Annotated in this window: 20 protein-coding genes; 11 read left to right on the top strand and 9 right to left on the bottom strand. The window is 73.4% G+C overall.

Annotated elements, in window-relative coordinates; all coding sequences use genetic code 11:
- Positions 1 to 148 precede the first annotated feature (148 nt).
- Positions 149 to 514, bottom strand: coding sequence for a ferritin-like domain-containing protein (locus PV343_RS13060; RefSeq protein WP_319147040.1), 366 nt, complete (start codon positions 512 to 514; stop codon positions 149 to 151).
- A gap of 113 nt (positions 515 to 627) precedes the next feature.
- On the bottom strand, positions 628 to 1,119 hold the full coding sequence (locus tag PV343_RS13055) for a carboxymuconolactone decarboxylase family protein (protein ID WP_319147039.1): 492 nt from the start codon (positions 1,117 to 1,119) through the stop codon (positions 628 to 630).
- A 78-nt stretch (positions 1,120 to 1,197) separates the two neighbouring features.
- Between PV343_RS13055 and PV343_RS13050 the strand changes: the two genes are divergently transcribed.
- Together PV343_RS13050 and PV343_RS13045 are read left to right on the top strand one after the other, a co-directional pair.
- Entirely contained in the window at positions 1,198 to 2,178 is a 981-nt protein-coding gene (locus tag PV343_RS13050; RefSeq protein WP_319147038.1) for a pirin family protein, read from the top strand.
- Between the two features lie 85 nt (positions 2,179 to 2,263).
- Complete coding sequence (locus tag PV343_RS13045; RefSeq protein ID WP_387953107.1) at positions 2,264 to 3,382, top strand: PP2C family protein-serine/threonine phosphatase; 1,119 nt, start codon at positions 2,264 to 2,266, stop codon at positions 3,380 to 3,382.
- Positions 3,383 to 3,416: 34 nt separating this feature from the next.
- On the opposite strand, the gene PV343_RS13040 is transcribed toward PV343_RS13045, so the two are convergent.
- The 4 genes from PV343_RS13040 to PV343_RS13025 form a co-directional block, all read right to left on the bottom strand.
- Positions 3,417 to 4,685, bottom strand: coding sequence for a PP2C family protein-serine/threonine phosphatase (locus tag PV343_RS13040; protein ID WP_319147037.1), 1,269 nt, complete (start codon positions 4,683 to 4,685; stop codon positions 3,417 to 3,419).
- 46 nt (positions 4,686 to 4,731) lie between these two features.
- Positions 4,732 to 7,230 carry a SpoIIE family protein phosphatase gene (locus tag PV343_RS13035; protein ID WP_319147036.1) on the bottom strand — a complete coding sequence of 833 codons (2,499 nt, stop codon included), beginning with the start codon at positions 7,228 to 7,230 and terminating at the stop codon, positions 4,732 to 4,734.
- Positions 7,231 to 7,303: 73 nt separating this feature from the next.
- Entirely contained in the window at positions 7,304 to 8,248 is a 945-nt protein-coding gene (locus tag PV343_RS13030) for an MBL fold metallo-hydrolase (RefSeq protein ID WP_319147035.1), read from the bottom strand.
- Positions 8,249 to 8,395: 147 nt separating this feature from the next.
- Positions 8,396 to 9,193, bottom strand: a complete 798-nt coding sequence (locus PV343_RS13025) for a DUF427 domain-containing protein (protein WP_319147034.1) — start codon at positions 9,191 to 9,193, stop codon at positions 8,396 to 8,398.
- 213 nt (positions 9,194 to 9,406) lie between these two features.
- Between PV343_RS13025 and PV343_RS13020 the strand changes: the two genes are divergently transcribed.
- A complete protein-coding gene (locus PV343_RS13020; protein ID WP_319147033.1) occupies positions 9,407 to 11,590 on the top strand; it encodes an MMPL family transporter in 2,184 nt (727 codons plus the stop codon).
- 87 nt (positions 11,591 to 11,677) lie between these two features.
- Here PV343_RS13020 and PV343_RS13015 read toward each other — a convergent pair whose 3' ends face one another.
- On the bottom strand, positions 11,678 to 12,235 hold the full coding sequence (locus PV343_RS13015) for a CGNR zinc finger domain-containing protein (RefSeq protein WP_319147032.1): 558 nt from the start codon (positions 12,233 to 12,235) through the stop codon (positions 11,678 to 11,680).
- Positions 12,236 to 12,319: 84 nt separating this feature from the next.
- On the opposite strand from PV343_RS13015, the gene PV343_RS13010 reads away from it, so the two are divergent.
- The 8 genes from PV343_RS13010 to PV343_RS12975 all read left to right on the top strand — a co-directional run bounded on the left by PV343_RS13010 (position 12,320) and on the right by PV343_RS12975 (position 18,728).
- On the top strand, positions 12,320 to 13,192 hold the full coding sequence (locus tag PV343_RS13010; RefSeq protein WP_319147031.1) for an alpha/beta fold hydrolase: 873 nt from the start codon (positions 12,320 to 12,322) through the stop codon (positions 13,190 to 13,192).
- Between the two features lie 229 nt (positions 13,193 to 13,421).
- Positions 13,422 to 14,024 (top strand): transcriptional regulator, encoded by a 603-nt coding sequence (locus tag PV343_RS13005; protein WP_319147088.1) that lies wholly within the window; start codon positions 13,422 to 13,424, stop codon positions 14,022 to 14,024.
- A gap of 8 nt (positions 14,025 to 14,032) precedes the next feature.
- A complete protein-coding gene (locus PV343_RS13000) occupies positions 14,033 to 15,007 on the top strand; it encodes an ornithine cyclodeaminase family protein (RefSeq protein ID WP_319147030.1) in 975 nt (324 codons plus the stop codon).
- A complete protein-coding gene (locus tag PV343_RS12995; protein ID WP_319147029.1) occupies positions 15,004 to 16,197 on the top strand; it encodes an alanine racemase in 1,194 nt (397 codons plus the stop codon). The genes PV343_RS13000 and PV343_RS12995 overlap by 4 nt, the downstream gene beginning before the upstream one ends.
- A 118-nt stretch (positions 16,198 to 16,315) precedes the next feature.
- Entirely contained in the window at positions 16,316 to 17,284 is a 969-nt protein-coding gene (locus PV343_RS12990; protein WP_319147028.1) for a threo-3-hydroxy-L-aspartate ammonia-lyase, read from the top strand.
- 81 nt (positions 17,285 to 17,365) lie between these two features.
- Complete coding sequence (locus tag PV343_RS12985; protein WP_319147027.1) at positions 17,366 to 18,100, top strand: hypothetical protein; 735 nt, start codon at positions 17,366 to 17,368, stop codon at positions 18,098 to 18,100.
- 81 nt (positions 18,101 to 18,181) lie between these two features.
- Complete coding sequence (locus PV343_RS12980) at positions 18,182 to 18,514, top strand: DUF6400 family protein (RefSeq protein WP_319147026.1); 333 nt, start codon at positions 18,182 to 18,184, stop codon at positions 18,512 to 18,514.
- Complete coding sequence (locus PV343_RS12975) at positions 18,501 to 18,728, top strand: hypothetical protein (protein ID WP_319147025.1); 228 nt, start codon at positions 18,501 to 18,503, stop codon at positions 18,726 to 18,728. Before PV343_RS12980 ends, PV343_RS12975 begins: the two co-directional genes overlap by 14 nt.
- A 39-nt stretch (positions 18,729 to 18,767) precedes the next feature.
- On the opposite strand, the gene PV343_RS12970 is transcribed toward PV343_RS12975, so the two are convergent.
- Both PV343_RS12970 and PV343_RS12965 read right to left on the bottom strand, forming a co-directional pair.
- Positions 18,768 to 19,601: a maleylpyruvate isomerase family mycothiol-dependent enzyme gene (locus tag PV343_RS12970; protein ID WP_319147024.1), complete on the bottom strand. Its 834-nt coding sequence runs from the start codon at positions 19,599 to 19,601 to the stop codon at positions 18,768 to 18,770.
- Positions 19,602 to 19,702: 101 nt separating this feature from the next.
- Positions 19,703 to 20,278 carry a hypothetical protein gene (locus tag PV343_RS12965; RefSeq protein ID WP_319147023.1) on the bottom strand — a complete coding sequence of 192 codons (576 nt, stop codon included), beginning with the start codon at positions 20,276 to 20,278 and terminating at the stop codon, positions 19,703 to 19,705.
- Between the last annotated feature and the right edge of the window lie 172 nt (positions 20,279 to 20,450).

The raw sequence follows: 20,450 nt of genomic DNA, 5'->3' as shown, positions 1-20,450 counted from the left end.
TTCAGTCCTTCGCCGTGCGAGAGTGACATGCGGTTCGACGCGGGGAACCCTGCCACACCGCTCATGAGCATGGCAAGGGATCATGCGGTGCCGGCGGCGGTGGGGGCACCCGGGACGGACGGGTGCCCCCACCGCCGCCGGCGTCGGCTCAGGCGCGCACCAGCGGTGTGTCGACCAGGTGTTCGGCCAGGAACCAGGCGTGCAGCTCGCCGGTGCGGACGACCTGCGAGACGAGCAGGTCCTTGGTGCCGTCGTCGCCCGACCGCCCGGTGCGGGCGGCCGCGTCGTGGGCGTCCGTCAGGATGGTCTCGTGCGCCGCGAGCAGGCGCGAGAGCATCGCCGGGACCTCCTCGGCCCCGTCCGCCGGCACCCGGTTCAGACGCCGGCAGGGGTACATGCGCGCGTCGTGGGAGAGGCCGATCGGGAACTGCTTGACGGTCCCGAAATCCTGGATGACCTCCCCCTTCCGGTGCAGCCAGGGCCGGCCGCTCGGGGCCTTGGAACCGGTGGTCATGTGGTGCCTCCCGCGTGTGGTGCGTGTCTGCGCCGCCGACGCCAGGGGCGGCCCTGCGGGCCGAGTTGCCCGAGAGCGCACGGGTGGTGGCCCGCCGGCGCACGGCGGCGGGGTCAGCCGGACGCCGGGCGGGGCCGTACCGGATGCTTGCTCATGATCGAGACCCGGTTGAAGGCGTTGATGGTGATGGCCACCCAGATCACCGCGGACAGCTGGTCGTCGGTGAGCACCTCGCGCGCGGTGTCGTACGCCCTCTCCTGGGCGGCGGCGTCGTCGGGCAGGGTGGTCGCCTCCGCCAGCGCGAGTGCCGCGCGTTCCGTGGAGGTGAACACCTCCGTGTCGCGCCAGGCCGCCAGCACGCCGAGCCGCTGTTCGGTCTCGCCCGCGCGCCGGGCGGCCCGGGTGTGCACGTCCAGGCAGTACGCGCAGCCGTTGATCTGCGAGACCCGCAGGTTGACGAGTTCCACCAGGGCACGGTCGAGGCCGGCTTCGGCGGCGACGGCGCGCACCGCCTCGGACGTGTGCACCAGGGCCTGGTACGCGGCGGGGCTCTGCTTGTCGACGAAGATCCGCGGGAGCGCGGCCCCGGTCGTGTAGGTGGTCAACCCGAAACTCCTTCGGAGGGTCTACGATCGGCTGCAATAGTTGAACATAGAACAATTAGTGAGCTGGAGGAGTCCACGGTGAGCGACACGGAGACGGAACCCCACGCGACGAGCCGCGGCGCGGCCATGGACGGCGCCCGGCCGTCCGCGGCGCCCCCGGTCGAGGTGCTGGCCCCGCGGGACGTCCCCCTCGGCGGCCCCCGGGCGATGACCGTGCGCCGCACGCTACCCCAGCGGTCCCGGACCTTGATCGGCGCCTGGTGCTTCGCCGACCACTACGGCCCCGACGACGTCGCGCGGACGGGCGGGATGGACGTGGCGCCGCATCCGCACACCGGGCTGCAGACGGTGAGCTGGCTGTTCAGCGGGGAGATCGAACACCGCGACAGCCTCGGCAGCCACGCCTTCGTACGGCCCGGCGAGCTGAACCTCATGACCGGCGGCCACGGCATCGCCCACTCCGAGGTGTCGACCCCGGACACCACCGTGCTGCACGGCGTCCAGCTCTGGGTGGCCCTGCCCGAGGCCCACCGCGGCACCGCGCGCGACTTTCAGCACCACGTGCCCGAGCCCGTCGCCCTCGACGGAGCCGGGATCAGGGTTTTCCTCGGCTCCCTCGCCGGCGCCGTCTCCCCGGTGCGCACCTTCACCCCGCTGCTCGGTTCCGAGATCCTGCTGCCGCCGCGCTCGGCCCTCACCCTCGACGTGGATCCAGGCTTCGAGCACGGCCTCCTGGTCGACCGCGGCGACGTACGCCTGGCCGGCACCCTGCTGCGGCCCGCCGAGCTGGGCTACGCCCGCCCGGGGGCCGAGACACTGACCCTCGTCAACGAGTCGGACGGCACCGCCCGAACGGTCCTGCTCGGCGGGCCCCCGTTCGAGGAGGAGATCGTCATGTGGTGGAACTTCATCGGCCGCTCGCACGACGACGTCGCGCGGGCCCGCGCGGACTGGGCGGCGGGCACCCGCTTCGGCGAGGTGCACGGCTACGACGGGGACCGGCTGCCGGCCCCGGAGCTCCCGCACGTGCCGCTCAAGCCGCGCGGACGGGGCCGCTGACCCCGTGTGCCGCCGGGCGGCCCACCGCCCGGCCGCGCGTTGTCGTGCCGACAGAAGTCCGGTATGCACCGATAAGATACTTTTTGTGATCAGGACAGGACGGCACCGGCGTCACCGCGCCCCGAACGGCGGCTCCCGCGAGACCGTTCTGCTGTCCCCGGTGATCCTCACCGCCCTCATCACCGGCCTGGCCTTCGCCACCCCCCGGGAGATCGCCTTCAGCCGGCTCCTGCCCGCCGCGCCGGCCCTCGCCGCGGCGCTGTGGCCGGTGCTCCCGACCGTCGTGCTGGGCGGCTTCTGCCTGCTGGCCATGATCGGGCTCAGTCTCGTCTACACCGACCTGGGGACGCCGTACACCGCCGCCGCGATCGTCGCGGTCACCCTCGCGGCCGCCTACGCCAGCCATCTGCGGCTCCAGCGGGAGGAGACGCTCTTCCAGGTCCGGCTCGTCGCCGACGCGGCGCAGAAGGTGCTGCTGCGCCCGCTGCCGCGCCGCATCCAGGACGTCGACATCGAGTCCCTCTACCTGGCGGCCCAGGAGCAGGCCCGGATCGGCGGCGACTTCTACGAGGTGGCCGACACGCCGTACGGGGTGCGGCTGCTCATCGGCGACGTGCGCGGCAAGGGACTGTCCGCGGTGGGGGCCGCCTCGGCGGTCATCAACTGCTTCCGGGAGAACGCCTACGACCAGCCCGACCTCAAGGGCATCATCCACCGCCTGGAGACGAGCATAGGGCGCTACAGCGTGGCGATCCTCGACCCCGACCAGCCCGAGCACTTCGCCACCGCCCTCATCGCCGAGATCCCCTACGGCGGGGGCCAGGTGCGGATCCTCAACTGCGGGCACCCGCCGCCACTGCTCGTCCAGGACGGGAAGATCCGGGTCCTGGAGCCGACCACGCCCTCGCCGCCGCTCAACCTCGCCTCGCTCCTCGGGGACGACTACAGCGTCGACACGGTCGCCTTCGGCTCCGGCGACCAGCTGCTCCTCTACACCGACGGCGTGACGGAGACCCGGGACCGCGACGGGCAGTTCTTCCCGCTGCCGGACTGGATGCGGGAGATCGGCCCGACGCCGCCCCGCGAGCTGCTCGACCGGCTCCACCGCGACCTGCTGCACTACAGCGCCGGACTGCTCGACGACGACATCGCGGCCGTCGCCGTCCGCTGCCGGCAGGCGGGCGTGCCGCCGAACTCCAGTTAGGCCGGGCGCGCGACCAGGCGCCGCCGGCCGGGACTCACAGCCCGACCACGACCAGCGCGATGTCGTCCCGCGCGCCATGGCTGACCCCGAGGCGGGCCAGCAGCATGTCGGCCAAGCGCTCGGGGCTGAGGCCGAGGCACTCGCGCAGCGTGTCGGTCAGCCGCTGCAGACCGGTGTCGATGTCCTCGTCCCGGCGTTCGATCAGACCGTCGGTGTAGAGCACGAGGATGTCGCCGTGGGTGAAGGCGATACCGGCCTGCGGGCGTGGGACGTGCTCGGGCCGCGCGCCCAGCGGGGGATCGGTGGCCCGGTCCAGCAGCTGGCAGTCCCCGCCGGGATGCATCAGTACCGGGGGCGGATGGCCCGCGCTCGAGTAGATGATCACCTGCGCCCGGGTGTCGACGAGGGCCGTCACGGCGGTCGCCGCCAGCGCCCCGTCGACGGAACGCGCGTACAGCCCCAGGACCTCCAGCGCCTGGGCCGGGCCCGCCACCGCCCTGCTCGCCGCCGAGAGCGCGCTGCGCAGCATCCCCATGACGGTGGCGGCCTCCAGGCCGTGGCCGACCACGTCGCCGACGGCGACCGAGAACCGGCCGTCGGACAGGTCGACGGTGTCGTACCAGTCGCCGCACACGTTCAGCGAGCCGATGGCCGGCAGGTAGCGCACCGCCACGTCGGAGTGCCGGGCCAGGTCGGGGGAGTGCAGCATGGCCTCCTGGAGCGTGATCGCCACCTGGCGCTCACGGGCGTGGGCCCGGCGCAGCTCCTCGTTCAGCCGCTCGAGTTCCTTGGCCCGGGCGTACAGCTCGGCCTCCATGCCCTCCTCCCGCCGGCTCGGCGGGCCGGCGGTGCGTCGCTCCTGGCGGTGGTGGACGAAGGCCGTCACGTCCTCGACGCGGTGGATGATCCACGCCACCTCCCCGCCGTCCTTCAGCACCGGGGTGTTGACCGGGGACCACCAGCGCTCCTCGAAGAGGCCCGGCCGGCTGCTGACGGGGATGTCGTAGCGCTGGACGGCCATGGTGTCCGGTTCCCGTGTCGCCAGCACCCGCGCCAGGGAAGCGGACAGGTTGGTGACCCCGTTGGCCTGCGGGTCGGCGGGGTTGTCCGGGAAGGCGTCGAAGAGGTACTGCCCGAGCAGGTCCCGCCGGGTGCGGTCGGTCGCCCGGCAGTAGGCCTTGTTCACACCGACGATCCGCAGCTCGGGGCTGAGCACCAGATAGGGGCTGGGGGTGGCGGCGAACAGAGCGGCGTAGTCGACCTGGTCCGTGGTCGGCTCCCCGTCGGCTGCGGTGTCACCCACGCCTCCAATGTACGAGGGCACGGCCCCGGCCGCCGCCGCAGCCGGGTCAGCCCGGTCCTGCCGTGGGATCCGGCGCCGGGTACGGCACGGACGCCGCGGACGGGTCGTCGCCGCCGTACCGGGCGGGCAGCGGCTGCTCCGCCCAGATCGTCTTGCCCCGCGACGTGTAGCGGGTGCCCCAGCGCTGGGCGAGCTGCGCGACCAGGAAGAGACCGCGGCCGCCCTCGTCCGAGTAGCGGGCCCGGCGCAGCCGCGGGGAGGTGTTGCTCGCGTCGGACACCTCGCACACCAGGTTCCGGTCGAGGATCAGCCGCAGGCGGATGGGCCCGTCGGCGTGCTTGACCGCGTTGGTGACCAGCTCGCTGACGATCAGCTCCGTGGTGAACACCGCGTCGTCCAGGCCCCACCGGCCGAGCTGTTCGGTGGCCGCGCGGCGGGCCTCCGCCACCGCGGCGGCGGTCGCGGGGATGTCCCAGGACGCCACGCGGTCGTGGCCCAGACCGCGGGTGCGCACCACGAGGATGGCGACGTCGTCGGGCGGGCGGTCCGGCAGCAGCGTGCGCACCAGCGTGTCGCAGATCTCCTCCAGCGGCCGGTCCGGGTGGGCCAGCGCGAAGCACAGGCGCTCCAGGCCCGTGTCCACGTCGTGGTCGGACGCCTCGATCAGCCCGTCCGTGAAGAGGGCGACGACGCTTCCCTCCTCCACCTCGAACTCGGCCGACTCGAACGGGAGGCCGCCGAGCCCGAGCGGCGGGCCCGCCGGGACGTCCAGGATCTCGACGGGCTCGCTCAGGTGGGCGATCGCGGGGCCGGGGTGCCCGGCCCGCGCCACCCGCAGTCTGCGCGAGATCGGGTCGTACACGGCGTAGATGCAGGTGGCCCCGACGACGAGTGGGCCGCCCTCGGCGGCCTCGGCCTCCTCCGACAGCCTGAGGACCAGGTCGTCGACGTGGGTGAGCAGTTCCTCGGGCGGGAGGTCGATGTCGGCGAGGGTCTGCACGGCCGCGCGCAGCCGCCCCATGCTCGCCGCCGCGTGGATGCCGTGCCCCACCACGTCCCCCACCACCAGGGCGACACGCGCGCCGGACAGCGGGATGACGTCGAACCAGTCGCCGCCGACACCGGCCTCGGCGTCGGCCGGCAGGTAGCGGTAGGCGACCTCGACGGCGCTGAGGTCCGGCAGCACCGGGGGCAGCAGACTGGTCTGCAGGGCGAGCGCGGCGCTGTGTTCCCGGGCGAAGCGCCGCGCGTTGTCGACGCACACGGCCGCCCGGGCGGACAACTCCTCGACGAGGAGCTGGTCGTCCTCGTCGAACGGCTCCGGGTTCTCCCAGCGCAGCAGCGTCACCGCCCCCGCCGTCACCCCCCGGGCGCGCAGCGGGACCACCATGTGCGAGTGCACGCCCAGGTGCAGCCACTTGTCCCGCCGCGGCGGATCCTGTACGAGCCAGGGGGTGGCGAGGGTCAGCAGCGCGTCCCGCACGGTACGGCCCGTGGCCAGGCAGCGGCTCTGCGGGGACTGCGCGAGGTAGTGGGTCGGGGCGCCGATCGGGACGATGACCTCGGGGTGGTCGGCCCGGATCGACAGGTGGGCCGCCCGGTGCAGTCCGCCCCCGCCGCCCCGGGGACGGGCGGCGAACTCCTCAGGGGACCGCTCGCCGTCCAGCAGGTCCACGGCCGCGAAGTCGGCGATCCGGGGCACCAGGATCTCCACCAGCTCCTGCGCGGTGCGGCCGAGGTCGAGCGTGGTGCCGATGCGTTCGGCGGCCTCGTTGAGCAGCAGCAGGCGTCGGCGGCCGGGGTCGTGCTCGTTGAAGTCGACGGCGGTCTGGCACACCCCGAGGGTGGTGCCGGTGCGGGCCCGCAGCGGGAAGGACGCGCGCAGCCGCAGGTGCTCGGCGCACGGCCGGCCGGCCGCGTCGGGCGGGGGCGTCACATTCTCGACGGACGAGACGGCCTTGCCCGCGGACAGCGCCCGCCTGGCCTGCCGCTCCACGGCCTGGAACACCTCGGGCCCGCGGCCGCCGTCCTCGCACGGCAGCCCCTCCATGGCCACCAGCGCCTCGTTGAGGCACTCGTAGCGCAGCCCGGCGTCGAGCACGGCGATCCCGATCGGCGACTGGGTCAGCAGGCCGCGCAGCGCCGCCTGGCTCAGTTCCCAACGCTTCCAGTCCTCGGCCCGGCACAGCGCGGCCAGCCAGCGGCAACCGCCGCCGGGCACCGGCACGGCCCGCACCCGCAGCCCCAGGCCGATCTGGTGGCCGTCCTGGTGGCGCGCCGAGACCGGGCCCTCCCAGCTGTCGGCCACCAGCCGGCCCTCGACCAGCGCCGTGAGGCCTGCCACGCCGTCCGTGCCGTCCGGGCCCCGCAGCACCTCGGACACCGGCCGCCCGGCCACGTCCGCGAAGGCGTGCCCGAGCAGCTTCTCGGCCTGCGGGCTCCAGCACTCGATCAGCCCCGACCCGTCCACCGTCACCAACGCGGCCGTGGTGAGGTCGAACGGGTCGTTCACGCTGTCGCCGTGCGCCCGGCCCGGCAAGCCCATGATCTGGTCCCATCTGCAGACGGACCCCGAACCCAGGCTCTCACCTCACACAGCCGGGAGCGAGGTCTCGACCTCAGGCCAGGCAGGTGAGGGGGCGTCCGCCGTTGTACGCGACCATGTCGCCGAGGGCGGCCGCGGCGTCGATCGTCCGGCCGAGGGGGCCGTCCTCCAGCTCGGCGTACGCCCGGTGCAGGTTGCCGACGATGCGCTCGGCGTCGAGCAGCCCGGCGTACTCGCCCAGGTCGGTCTCGCGGGCGGTCTCCAGGGGCGTCAGCCCGGCGTCGCGGCCCGCCCGGGCGGTGCGCTGCACGAACCGCAGGTAGCCGAGCACCTCGTCGACCAGCTCGGGACCGGCGACCCCGCCGTGGCCGGGGACGATGGTCGTCGCGCCCAGCGGCTTGACCACCTCCTCCAGCACCTTCACGGCACCGGCCACGGACCCCTGCAACAGGAAGGGCGTGCCGCCGTTGAACAGCAGGTCGCCGCTGAACAGCAGCCCCCGTTCGGGCAGCCAGACGAGGGAGTCGTTGGTGGTGTGGGCGGGCGTGCCGACGTGGCGGACCTCGGCGCGCAGGTCGTCGGACCACACCGTGACGCCCTCCGTGTAGGTGAGGAAGGGCGGTTCGATCGTGACGTCACCCCACTCGACGTCGGTCCAGAACGCGGCCGCCGCGCCCGGCTCGCCCCACTGCAGGACGCTCGTCCGGGTCGCCTCGTGGCCGACGATGGTGGCGCCGTCGAACAGGTGGTTGCCGAAGGTGTGGTCGCCGTGGTGGTGGGTGTTGATCAGGGTCCGTACCGGCTGGGACGTGACCGTGCCGATCGCGTCCAGGTAGGCGCGCGTGCGCCGCACGGTCGAGCAGGAGTCCACGCTGATCACGCCGCGCCGCCCCACGAGGAAGCCGGTGTTGTTGATCCACCAGCTGCCGTCGGGCTGTATGTAGGCGAAGACGTTCTCGCTGACCTCCTCGACCCGGGGCGGGGGAAGGAGGTTGACGTCGTGGTGGACGCTGCTCACTGCGAACTCCTGTCGTGAGGAAGGGAGTCTCCCGGAGCGGTCACGCCAGCTCCCACACCCGGCCGGGTTCGTCGAACCCCGCGGGGATCATCGCACCGGAGATCCACCGGCCGGTACCCCGACCCGAGCCGTCCGGCGGCCGGCGCCTCAGGGGCGGCGGGTGAAGTGGGTGACCGGGCGCTCCAGTCGTTCACCGTCCACGGTGATGTCGACCGCCTCGTTGTAGAACGCGAGCAGTCCCCTGACCGCGCCCACCGCGGGCAGCGGATCGGCGTAGCTCCACAGTACGTCGGCCGGGACGTCGCCCCCGCCGCGCCACGACCAGTACGCGGCTGTGCCCTTGTAGGGGCAGCCGGTGCTGTGGTCGGTGGGCTCGAACAGGTCCAGGCGGACGTCCTCGCGGGGGAGGTAGTAGCGGGTGGGCAGACCGGTCTCGAAGAGCAGGACCGGGCGGCGGGTCTCGGCGACCGGCGTGCCGCCGATCTCGACCAGGACGTGCCGGCTGCTGGGGAGGGCGTCGACCCGCTTGTGCGGGTCGCGGGGGTGGACGAAGATCTCCTCTTCCTCCTCGTACCAGTGGTCGAGGCCGGTGCCGGTGCGCCGGGCCCACTCGAAGGCGATGTGGTCCGCCAGGGCGTCCGCGGGGAAGGTCCAGGCGGCGTTCGCCCGCCACTCGCCGCCCGCCTCCAGGTCGTAGAAGACCGTCGACCCGGTGTGGGTGCCGGTGGGCGGGTTCCGCGCCGGACGCAGCAGGTCCTCGCGGACCTCGCCGCGCGGGAAGGCGTACAGCGGTACCGGTACGCCGGGTTCCCACACGAGGACCGGGTGGCGGCTGTCGACGACCATGACCCCGGCCGTACGGCCGCGCACCCAGCGGCCGCTGGGCTCCCAGAGGATGCCCTCGGGAGTGTGGTGCGGCGGCCCCGGGACGCTGTTCGTGGTCATGTCCGGTGCTCCTTCCGGCCCGCCCGCGGCGGCCGCCCGATATCCGGTCGTGCCTGGGCGCGCCTGCTGGAATGATCCCTTTACGTGGTCACTACCATGTGACCCTAAGACAACCATTCGGCCGGTGCGTTGGACGCGCGCCGGCCGGGGTCGCCGATGCCAGGGACCGCTCCCCGGGCTGCGGTGATCTTCCTGTCCAGGAGGACCCCCCGCATGTTCCGACGAATAGGCAACGCTGTCGTCCGACATCCCGTCTGGACGATCGTGGCCTGGCTGATCGCCGCGGTGGCGATCGTGGCCACCGCTCCCGGCCTGCCTTCGAACAGTGACGAGAGCAGTTTCCTGCCGAAGAGTTACGAGTCCATCAGAGCGGCGGACCTGCAGCAGAGGGCGTTCCCCAGCGCCTTCACGCCGTCCGCCATCGCGCTGTACCAGCGCACCGACGGCGGCAGGCTGACCGACGCCGACAAGCAGGACGTCGCCCGGATCACCACCGAGCTGGGCAAGAAGCACATCGACCAGGTGCAGAAGGTCGTCCCCGGCCAGCCGTCCAAGGACGGCAGGTACGACCTGACCCTGGTGCAGATGGACAGCAAGAAGGCCGGCCAGCCCGAACAGGCCGACGCGGCCAAGGTGTTGCGCGACGACGTCAAGCAACTCGCCAAGGGCACGCACCTGGAGGTGAAACTGGGCGGCTCAGCGGCCCAGGCACTCGACCAGCAGGACTCGTCCAAACGCGGACAGGCACTGATCGGCATCGGCACCTTCGTCATCATCCTGGTGACGCTGCTGATCATCTTCCGGGCGCCGATCCTCGCCATCCTGCCGCTGATCCTGATCGGCCTGGTGTCCGCCGTCGCCAACGGGCTGATCGCCTACGCCACCAAGCTGTTCGACCTCCAGGCCAACAGCTCGATCTCGTCGATCCTGATCGTCGTGCTCTTCGGCGTGGGTACGGACTACTTCCTGTTCCTGATGTTCCGCTACCGGGAACGCCTGCGCGCCGGTGACGAACCCAAGCAGGCCATGGTCAACGCGGTCGACCGGGTGGGTGAGGCCATCGCCTCGGCCGCCGGGGCGGTCATCATCGCCTTCCTCGCGCTGGTGCTGTCCACGCTCGGCTTCCTCAAGCAGATGGGACCGGCGCTCGCCATCGCGGTCGCCGCCACGCTGGTCGCGGGGCTGACCCTGATCCCGGCCGTGGTCTCGCTCATCGGGCCGAAGGTCTTCTGGCCGTCCAAGTCCTGGCAGCGCGAGCCGGAGAACGCCCGCTTCGCCGCCCTCGGCCGCGGGGTGCAGCGCCGCCCGGCGCTGACCGCCGGACTGTCCGGACTCGTGCTGGTCGTGTTGTCGCTGGGCATTCTCAACTTCAACGCCACCTTCGACCTGGCGTCCGGCTCCATGCCCAAGACCAAGGAGTCGATGGTCGCCCAGGACGAGATGCAGAAGGCGTACTCGGCGGGCGCGGCCGCCCCCACCGACGTCTACCTGTCCAGCACCGACGGCAAGCCGCTGGACCGGGGCGCGTTCGACTCCTACGCGCGCAGGCTGGGCGCCGTGGACGGGGTCGCGGACGCCCGGATGACCCAGGTCAACAAGGCGGGCACCACCGCGGACTTCACCGTCACGCTGAAGTACGAGGCGTCGACGGACAAGGCCATCGACGCGGTGGGCCGGGTGCGCGACGTCGCCCACGCCGACGCCCCCCATGACACGGAGGCCCTGGTCGGCGGCATGTCCTCGATCTACAAGGACATCGACGCCGCGGTCAGCCACGACTACCGCACGGTCTTCCCCGTGGCCGCGCTCCTCATCATGGTCATTCTGGGGCTGCTGCTGCGCAGTGTGGTCGCGCCCTGGTACCTGATGGCCTCCGTGGGCCTGGGCTTCGGCGCCACCCTCGGGGCCACCGTGTGGATCTTCCAGGAGGGCCAGGGGCATTCGGGCCTGATGTTCATGCTGCCGGTGATCATGTATCTCTTCGTGGTCGCCATCGGCACGGACTACAACATCCTCATGATCGCCCGGCTGCGCGAGGAGGCCCGCGAGGGGCGCGAGCCGCGCGAGGCCGCCGGCATGGCGCTCCGGCACGCCGGGCCGACCGTCGCCGCGGCCGGCTTCATCCTGGCGGCCACCTTCGCCACGATGATGCTGGCGGGCAACGCGCTGCTCACGGAGATGGGTTTCGCCGTCTCCTTCGGTATCGCGGTCGCCGCCTTCGTGATGTCGATGTTCTTCACGCCCAGTCTGACCGCGCTCATCGGGCACGCGGCGTGGTGGCCGGGACACGGTGACCGGGCCGTCGACACCGGCACCGGCTCCGCCGGCGTGGCCCCGGCCCACGCGGACGAGGGCCGGGACAGCATCGCCCACGATCCCGCGGGCCGCGGCAACTAGGGCCTGGCGGGCAGCGCGACGAGCGGCCCCGGCGGACGGTGTTCCGGCGGGGCCGCTCGCGTTCGTCGGGGGCCGCCCGGGTGCCCGTCAGCGGGGCTTGTGGCGCTGGTAGTGGCGGGCCACGCGCATCCGGTTTCCGCACCGGGCCGCCGAGCACCAGCGGCGGCGCGGGTGGGTGGCCACGAAGAGCATCACGCAGTCGTCGGCCTCGCACTCCCGGATCCGGGCGACGGCGGGATCGGCCAGCAGTTCTGCGGCGGCCTCCGCGAGACGGGCGGCCAGTCGCGCGCCCGGCGTGCCGTCGCGCCGCCGGGTGGCGGCCACCGCCGACCCGGTCCACACCAGCTCGCTGATCGCCGGCGCGGCGCGCTGCGCCCGGTTCAGCGCCGCCAGGTCGGCGGCGGGCGGCTCGGCTCCGAGCCTGACCTGGGCGAGCGCCCGGGCGACATGGTCCCGCACGGCCAGCACGTCGGCCAGGTCGGCCGCCGTGACCTCGGCCGGCGGACCGTCCGGGAGGCGGTCCGCCTCCAGCGTCCACCAGGCCCGCAGGCCGGCCGGGCTCGCGAGCAGATCACCGGTGGCGGACCGGGTGTTGACCAGGTCGAGCGCCAGCGGCTCTCCGGTCAGCGGCACGAGATCACTCATGCGCCTAATGCTACATCTCCGTCTTGACGCGTTAGCCGCCGGCCGCCTATACCTAATGCATCAGACGATGAACAAGGGGTTAGCGTGTTCGCTTCGATCGCCCGCACCGCCCACCGCCACCTGGACGTCGACGGCGTCCGCGTCTTCTACCGGGAGTCCCTGCCCGACCGGGCCGACGCCCCCGTCCTGCTGCTCCTGCACGGATTCCCGTCCGGCTCCCACCAGTTCCGCCGGCTCATCGACGCCCTCGGCTCCCATTACCGGCTGATCGCCCCGGACTACCCGGGCTTCGGCCACACCCGAGCGCCGGACGGCTTCACCTATTCCTTCGACGGGCTCGCCGGCGTCGTCGAGGGCTTCGTGCGGGGCCTCGGCCTCGACCGGTTCGTGCTGTACGTCTTCGACTTCGGCGCGCCCGTCGGGTTCCGCGTGGCCGAACGCCACCCCGAGCGGATCGCCGGCCTGGTCGTGCAGAACGGCAACGCCTACGAGGAAGGGCTCTCGGACGCGGCCCGCGGCTTCATCGCCCTCACCCCCGAGACTCCCGGCGCCCAAGAGGCCATCGGTGACTTGCTCACCCTGGACGGCACCCGCGGCCAGTACGAGACGGGCGTCGCCGACCCCGAGCTCATCGCGCCGGACGGCTGGACCCTCGACCAGTACTTCCTGGACCTGCCGGGCCGCAAGGAGGCCCAGCGGGCGCTGGCCTTCGACTACCGCTCGAACGTCGAGCGCTACGGCGCCTGGCAGGCGTGGCTGCGCCGGCACACCCCGCCCACGCTCGTCACCTGGGGGAGCCGCGACCCCTTCTTCCCCGAGCCCGGCGCCCGCGCCTACCTCCGCGACCTGCCCGACGCCGAGGTCCACCTCTTCGACACCGGCCACTTCGCCCTGGAGACCCACCTGCCCGAGATCGCCCCGCTGATCGCCGACTTCCTCGACCGCGCATGGAAGTGAGGGGCCCTGGACGGGCGGCGGAGCGATCACTTAGGCTGCGAGTCCAGAATTGGAAAAACCGTCGAGGTCGGTCGCGGCCGGCGAGACCGGCGCTTGCGGCGAGATCGGCGAGAGCGTGGAAGAGGACCGGGTGGAGCAGCAGACGGAAGCCACGGCGGCCGGGGTCGAGGCCGAGCCCGCCGGGGCCGGGTCCGACGGCGGGACCGGGTCCGACGCCGACGAGCACCTCATCCGCGAAGCGGAGAAGATCGCCGTCGCCCTCGGCCGGATGTTCCCCGGGCTGTGCGAGGTCGTCCTGCACGACCTGCGCGACCCGCGGCACGCGATCCGGGCGATCGAGAACAACCTCTCCGGCCGCCGGATCGGGGACTCCGCGACCGAGTTGGGCCTCGCCCGGATCGCCGACCCCCAGTACCCCAGCGTCATCCAGAACTACCCCAACCGGTTCCCCGACGGCCGCCCCGCCAAGAGCACCTCGATCGGCATCAAGAACGGCTCCGGCGACTACATCGCCGCGCTCTGCCTGAACCTCGACGTCTCCGTGCTGTCCCCGGTCACGCTCGCCCTCGCCAACCTCGTGGCCACCGGGACCGAGCACCGGGAGCAGCCGCTGGAGACGCTGCGGGACCGCAACGCGCGCGAACTGCGCGCGGCCGTCGAGACGCTCGCCGCCGAACGCGGGGGCACCCCGAGGTCGCTGGGCCGGGACGCCAAGCGGGCCCTCGTACGGCACCTGCACGGTGAGGGCTACTTCGACTCGCGCGACGCCGCCCAGACCATCGCGGACCTGCTCGGGGTCTCCCGGGCGACCGTCTACAACTACACCAAGTGAGGGGCCGCATGACCGCCGGGACGAGGCAGCCGGGCCCCGGGCCCGCCGTGCGCGCCCTGCTGCACATCACCGAGGAACAGACGGCCGCACTCGTGGACGAGGACCTCGCCCTCGAAGCGGCCCGTGAGGCGTTCGCCGCGACCGTCGACGGCGTCGTCTTCCCCAGCATGGCCGTGCACGGGTCCGACCCGCGCAACCGCTTCACCCTCAAGCCGTCGGCCTCCGCCACCCATGCCGGGGTGAAGATCGGCAGCTTCTGGCCGGACAATCCGGACCACGGACTGCCCCGCCACCACTCCACCCTGCTCCTCCTCGACCAGACGACCGGCCGGATCGCCGCCGTCCTCGACCTCGGTACCGCCAACGCCTACCGGACCGCGGCCGCCGACGCCCTCGCCGTCGACCTGCTGGCCCGCCCCGACGCCACGACCCTCGCCGTCTTCGGCACCGGGCACCAGGCCGCCCACGAGGTCCGGGCCGTCGGCCGGGTCCGGCCCGTCCGCGAGGTGCTGGTCGTGGGCCGCGACAAGGGCCGCGCCGAGCGGCTGGCCGCCGGACTCACGGCGGACGGCCGTACCGCGACCGTCGTGGGCGCGGAGGAGGCGTGCGCCCGGGCCGACGTGATCGTCACCGCCACCACCGCCCGGGCCGACTCCCCGCCCCTCGTCCGGGCCGAGTGGGTGCGGCCCGGCACCCACCTCTCCTGCATGGGCGCCGACGCCCCCGGCAAGCGGGAACTCGACCCCGCCCTCTTCGCCTCGGCACGCGTCTTCTGCGACCTGCCCGAGCAGGCCCGCCGGATGGGCGAGAGCCAGCACGCGCCCGGGGACACCGTGCTCACCCCGCTCGGCGACGTCCTCGTGGGCCGGGCCGAAGGGCGCGTCGACGACCGCGACATCACGGTCTTCGACAGCTCCGGCATCGGCCTCCAGGACCTCTGCCTCGGCCTCGCCCTGCTCAAGAAGATGGACATCACGCTGTGACCACCACCCCGCCGGCCGCCCATCGCGCCCTTCCGCCCACGGACCGCCCCGGCACCCTGGCCGACCCCGACACCCCGTTCGCCGTGGTCGACGTCCACCGGGCGCGCCGCAACATCGAACGCCTCGCCCGGCGTGCGGACCGCCTCGGGGTCGCCCTGCGCCCGCACGTCAAGACGGCCAAGAGCCTCGACGTGGCCGCGCTGCTGCACGACGGCACCCCGGGCCCGGTCACCGTCTCGACCCTCGCCGAGGCCGAGGCGTTCGCCGACGGCGGCTACACCGACATCACGTACGCCGTCGGCATCGCCCCGCACAAACTGCCCCGCGTGATCGCCCTGCTGCGCCGGGGCGTCACCCTGCGCGTCCTGCTCGACAGCTCGGAACAGGCCGCGTGCGTCGCCGAGGCCGCGCGCGCGGCGGGCATCGCCGTGCCCGCGCAGATCGAGATCGACTGCGACGGCCACCGCGGCGGCCTGCGGCCCGACGCGCCCGGACTCGTCGGCATCGGCCGCGTCCTGCACGAGGCGGGCTGCCTCGACGGCGTGCTGACCCACGCGGGCGAGTCCTACTTCGCCCACGGCGGCCAGGAGCAGCGCCTGGCGGCGAGGAACGAGCGTGACGCGGCCGTCGCCGCCGCCGACCGGCTGCGGGCCGCAGGTCTGCCGGTGCACGTCGTCAGCGTCGGCTCCACGCCCACCGCCCACGCGGCCGAGGACCTCACCGGCGTCACGGAACTGCGCGCCGGCAACTACGTCTTCTTCGACCTCGTCATGGCCGGGCTCGGCGTCTGCGCCGTCGACGACCTGGCCCTGTCGGTGGTCGTCACCGTCATCGGCCACCGGCCCGAGTACGGGTGGATCATCACCGACGGCGGCTGGATGGCGATGTCCCGTGACCGCGGCACCTCCGCCCAGCCCCAGGACCAGGGCTACGGCCTCGTCACCGACCTGACCGGCCGGCTGCTTCCGGGGCTGGTCATGACCGCCGCGAGCCAGGAGCACGGCACCCTCATCGCGCGCGACGGCGCCCGCCTGCCCGAGCTGCCGGTCGGCACCCGGCTGCGCGTCCTGCCCAACCACGCCTGCGCCACGGCCGCCCAGCACCAGGGCTACCACGTCGTCGACAGCGCGCGGGGCACGGGACCGGCGCCGACGATCGAGGCGGTCTGGCCACGCGTCAACGGCTGGTGACCGGCCCCTCGCGCCACGGCCGCGGCCTCCTGACCGGCAACACCGGCCCCACGCGCCCCTCACTCCCGCCCCCGGTTCCGCCCGCACCCGCCCCGTCCCCTCACCGCAAGGACACGCCATGGCCGCCGCTTCGCCCGTAACGTTCGACGACGTCCGAGAGGCCGCCGCCCGCCTCGAGGGCATCGCCCACCGCACCCCCGTCGTCACCTCCCGCACGCTCGACGCCCTCGTCGGCGCCGAGGTCTTCGTCAAGTGCGAGAACTTCCAGCGGATCGGCGCGTTCAAGTTCCGCGGCGCCTACAACGCGGCGGCCCGACTGGCCCCCGAACAGCTCGCCAAGGGCATCGCCGCCTACTCCTCCGGCAACCACGCCCAGGCCACCGCCCTGGCCGCCCGGGAGCTGGGCACCAGCGCCGTCATCCTGATGCCCGAGGACGCTCCCCGCTCCAAGGCGCGGGCGACGGCCGGATACGGGGCGGAGATCGTGACGTACGACCGCTACACCCAGGACCGCACCGCGCTCGGCGAGGCTCTCGCCAGGGACCGGGGCCTCGCCCTGATCCCGCCCTACGACCACCCGCACGTGATCGCCGGCCAGGGCACCGCCGCCCTCGAACTCCTGGCGGACACCGGGGAACTCGGCGCGCTCGTCGTCCCCGTGGGCGGCGGCGGCCTCATCGCGGGCAGCGCGACCGCGGCCAAGGCGCTGCACCCCGGAATCCGGATGATCGGTGTGGAGCCCGAAGCGGGCGACGACACCAAGCGCTCCCTGGAGAGCGGCGAGCGCGTCACCATCCCCGTGCCCCGCACCATCGCCGACGGCCAGGCGCTGCCCACCCCGGGCGAGATCACCTTCGGCATCAACCAGCGCCTGGTCGACGACATCGCGCTGGTCAGCGACGAGGAGATCGTCCACGCCATGCGGTTCGCCTTCGAGCGGCTGAAGATCGTCCTCGAACCCAGCGGCGCCACCGGCCTCGCGGCGCTCCTGGCGGGCCGCGTCAGCGACCTCCCGAGCCGGATCGGCGTCATCGCCTCGGGCGGCAACATCGACGCGGAGCGGTTCACCGAGATCATCGGCGGCTGACCCCGGGCCGGGACGCGGCCCCCAGGGCCTCGCACACCCCCCGTCCGCACCCCACCCCCTCCCCCCGGGACAATCCTCGCCATGACGCACGACACGGGCGACGCCGAGGGGCGGCTGGCGAGGATCGAGCGGTTGCTGGAGAGCGGGGAGCGGGATCTGGGTCCCGCGTGGCGGCGGGCGACGCGGGGGGAGCCGCGCTGGGCGGTGACCGCCGTGATCCTGCTGGCGGTCGGCATCCAGCTGATGCTGCCGCACCGGCTCGCGCTCCAGCCTTATTGGGTGCTCCCGGTGCTGGAGCTGGTGCTGCTGGCCGGTCTGGTCGCCGCCAACCCGCACCGGGTGGAGCCCCGGACCCGCCCGCTGCGCTGGCTGGGCCTGGCCCTCATGGGCCTCATCAGCCTGGCCAACGGCTGGGCCGCGGTCCGGCTCGTCGCCGACCTGGTGGCCGGCCGCGCCGGGACCGACGCGGTGCCGCTGCTGCTGACCGGCGGCGGCATCTGGGCGACGAACGTGATCGTGTTCGCCCTCTGGTACTGGGAGTGGGACCGCGGCGGTCCCATGGCGCGGGTGCTCGGGCAGCGGCAGTACGCCGACTTCCTCTTCGTGCAGATGCAGAGTCCGGAGTCCGCGCCACCGGACTGGGAGCCGGCGTTCCTGGACTACCTGTACCTGTCCTTCACCAACTCCACCGCCTTCAGCCCCACCGACGTGATGCCCCTGTCCCGGTGGGCCAAGATGCTGATGATGCTCCAGTCCTCGGTCTCGCTGGTGACCGTGGTCCTGGTCGTCGCGCGGGCCGTGAACATCCTGAGGTGACCCCCGCGGGGGCGCCGACCTGCTGTGACTTCTCCCACCCACCCTTGCCCGGGCGGCGCGGCCTTGCCTACGTTCGGTCGTATGTCCTCATTTGGCCCTGTCCTCCCCGGTGAGCCGGACGAACCCGCCAAGGCGAGCGAGCCGGCCGGGGCGAGCGAGCCCGCGGCGGACCGCGCCGTCGGCTCCGAACCGGTCGAGTTCACCGTCGACCTCACCTCCCACGAGATGCTCCGGCGCACCCACGCGCTGGCCGCCCTGGGCCCCGACTGGGACCCCGTGGCGGCGCTGCGCGGCGAGCAGGAGGCCTACGACCTGCTGTACTCCGGCCTCGACGCCGAGCAGCAGCGCGTGTACGACGAGCTGGTCGCGGCCGGAGTGCTCCCGCGCCGCGGGGGCGGGCATGCTGCCGCTTGACCCGCAGGCCGACATCGGACGGCGCGCCTGGGTGGACTGCCCGAAGTGCGACGACCGACGTGGCTGCGCCCCCTGCGAGGAGGGGCGTACCTGCCACGGCCACTGGCGCTACCTGCTCTCCAACACCGGCAGCCGGCTCCATCTGCAGTGCCCGTCCTGCACCCACGTCTGGACCCACGAGACGTACTTCGGCGCCACCCGCTCCCCGGAGTGAGCCGGGAGTGAGCCGGGAGTGAGCTCGGAATGAGCCCGTTCAGGGCGCCTTGAACAGGGTCGGGAACCGGGGCGCGAGCCACGGCCTGCGGCCCCAGGCGACGATCTGGCCCCGGGCGATGGCCCGCCAGGGGTCGCGGCGTCCCAGCGCGATGAGCAGGAAGGCCGTGGGCTCGATCAGGATGGTGCAGTCCGAGCCGTCCGGCGGCCCGGCCGTGACCCGCACCGTGCCGTCGGCCAGGGACACGGCGAACGCCTCGCCGCCGCGCAGCCGGATCGTGTAGCGGGCCGTGAGAGCCGCCGTGGCCGAAGCGTCGGCCACCCGCGGCATGACCGCGCGCATGAACGGCATGCACAGGCCCACCCGCGCCCGGTCGATCATGTGCGGGCGGCCCAGCGCGAGGGCGAGGTCGTAGCCGTGGCCCAGCATGTGGGTGAGCAGGTACGACGCGAGCACGTCGCGCCCCATCGGACCCAGGGGAGTGGTGGGCGTCCCCACGTCCACCCCCTCGGCCGCGGGGCGCGCCATGGCGTCCAGGAACGCCTCCGCCTGCTCCGTGATCATCACCGCCAGGGGCTCGGCCCGGCGCTCGGTGAAGTCGGCGAGGGACCGCTCGTTGGCCCCGGCGAGGCTCTGCGGGGTGCCGTCGCCGTAGGGACGTTCACGCCCGGCGGCGAGGTCGGCCATCAGCTCGTTGGCCAGGGCCAGGTGGGCCGCCGCCTCGCCGACGGTCCACTCCGACCCCGGCACGGGGACCGCCGTGTCGCGCGCGCCCCGCAGCAGCGCGGCGATGTCGCAGGCGGTCCCGCGTATCGCCTGCCCGAGCCCTTCGGGCAACGGGCCCCTGGTGTCCTGCCGTGTCGTCGTGCGCACGCCGTCCGCCCCTCCGGCCCCACCCGCCCGGTGCGGGTGCGGCGCCGGTACCCAACCAGAGTCGGGGGGCGGGCGGCAAGCCCCGCCGCCGCGGCCCGCGCTCAGCGGCTGCCGGTCCAGGTGTGGGCGACGTCGACCACCAGCCGGCCGGGCAACCGGACCACCCGGAACGGCAGGCGGGCGCGGACCCCGAGGCCGATCTGGGTCTCGCCCTCGAAGCTGCCCGCGTACCGCGTGTCCCGGAAGGTGCGGTAGCCCGCGAGGTGCACGCCGGGCAGGGTGCGGCCGACCCGGCCCGGGTACGTGGGAGCGCCGGTCTCCGGGTCGTAGGCGGGCGCGCCCACCCGGACGTCGAGCACGGCACCGCCGCCGACCGGGATGTAACGGCCGCTGGCGCCCGAGTGCAGCCGGGCCACGTAGCCGACCCGGTAGCCGAGGGAGGAGCCGCCGCCCGGCACGTCGAACACCATGCGGTCGTAGCAGGCGTGCCGACCGGTCCTGATGTCCTTGAGCGGTACGGCGCCGGTCGCGTCGCCGCCCTTGTCTCCGCTGCCCCAGCCCGTGGGGCAGGCCGTGGCCCGCGCGGTGGCCGCCGGCGCGGCGTCCGCGGTCGCCGCCGCCCCCGCCCCGGTGCCCGCGAGCGCGAGCGCCGCCATCGCCGCCCATATTCGTCGCATGATGTCCCCCTTGGTCGATCGATGCTGTTATGTGAGGGGACACGCAGGTGTGGCGAATGGTTGCACAGGCCGCCCATGGAATCCGCGCGTATTCCGCGTGACCGGCGAAGCTGTGACTCTCGGTGATCGAAGTGCTGGATCATCGATGGATTAGGGTCGATTCCGGGGAGTA

This window comes from Streptomyces sp. WI03-4A, assembly GCF_033792105.1.
Taxonomy (GTDB): domain Bacteria; phylum Actinomycetota; class Actinomycetes; order Streptomycetales; family Streptomycetaceae; genus Streptomyces; species Streptomyces collinus_A.
Note: the sequence above shows the minus strand (reverse complement) of the source record. Positions and strands in the feature narration are given on the sequence as shown.

Excerpts from the sequence above, each read along its gene's own strand:
- PV343_RS12965 (WP_319147023.1), bottom strand. The coding sequence starts at position 20,278 with ATGCGACGAATATGGGCGGCGATGGCGGCGCTCGCGCTCGCGGGCACC.
- PV343_RS12975 (WP_319147025.1), top strand. The coding sequence starts at position 18,501 with ATGCTGCCGCTTGACCCGCAGGCCGACATCGGACGGCGCGCCTGGGTG.
- PV343_RS13015 (WP_319147032.1), bottom strand. The coding sequence starts at position 12,235 with ATGAGTGATCTCGTGCCGCTGACCGGAGAGCCGCTGGCGCTCGACCTG.
- PV343_RS13000 (WP_319147030.1), top strand. The coding sequence starts at position 14,033 with ATGACCGCCGGGACGAGGCAGCCGGGCCCCGGGCCCGCCGTGCGCGCC.
- PV343_RS13020 (WP_319147033.1), top strand. The coding sequence starts at position 9,407 with ATGTTCCGACGAATAGGCAACGCTGTCGTCCGACATCCCGTCTGGACG.
- PV343_RS12980 (WP_319147026.1), top strand. The coding sequence starts at position 18,182 with ATGTCCTCATTTGGCCCTGTCCTCCCCGGTGAGCCGGACGAACCCGCC.
- PV343_RS13035 (WP_319147036.1), bottom strand. The coding sequence starts at position 7,230 with ATGGGCTTGCCGGGCCGGGCGCACGGCGACAGCGTGAACGACCCGTTC.
- PV343_RS12985 (WP_319147027.1), top strand. The coding sequence starts at position 17,366 with ATGACGCACGACACGGGCGACGCCGAGGGGCGGCTGGCGAGGATCGAG.
- PV343_RS13025 (WP_319147034.1), bottom strand. The coding sequence starts at position 9,193 with ATGACCACGAACAGCGTCCCGGGGCCGCCGCACCACACTCCCGAGGGC.
- PV343_RS12990 (WP_319147028.1), top strand. The coding sequence starts at position 16,316 with ATGGCCGCCGCTTCGCCCGTAACGTTCGACGACGTCCGAGAGGCCGCC.
- PV343_RS13060 (WP_319147040.1), bottom strand. The coding sequence starts at position 514 with ATGACCACCGGTTCCAAGGCCCCGAGCGGCCGGCCCTGGCTGCACCGG.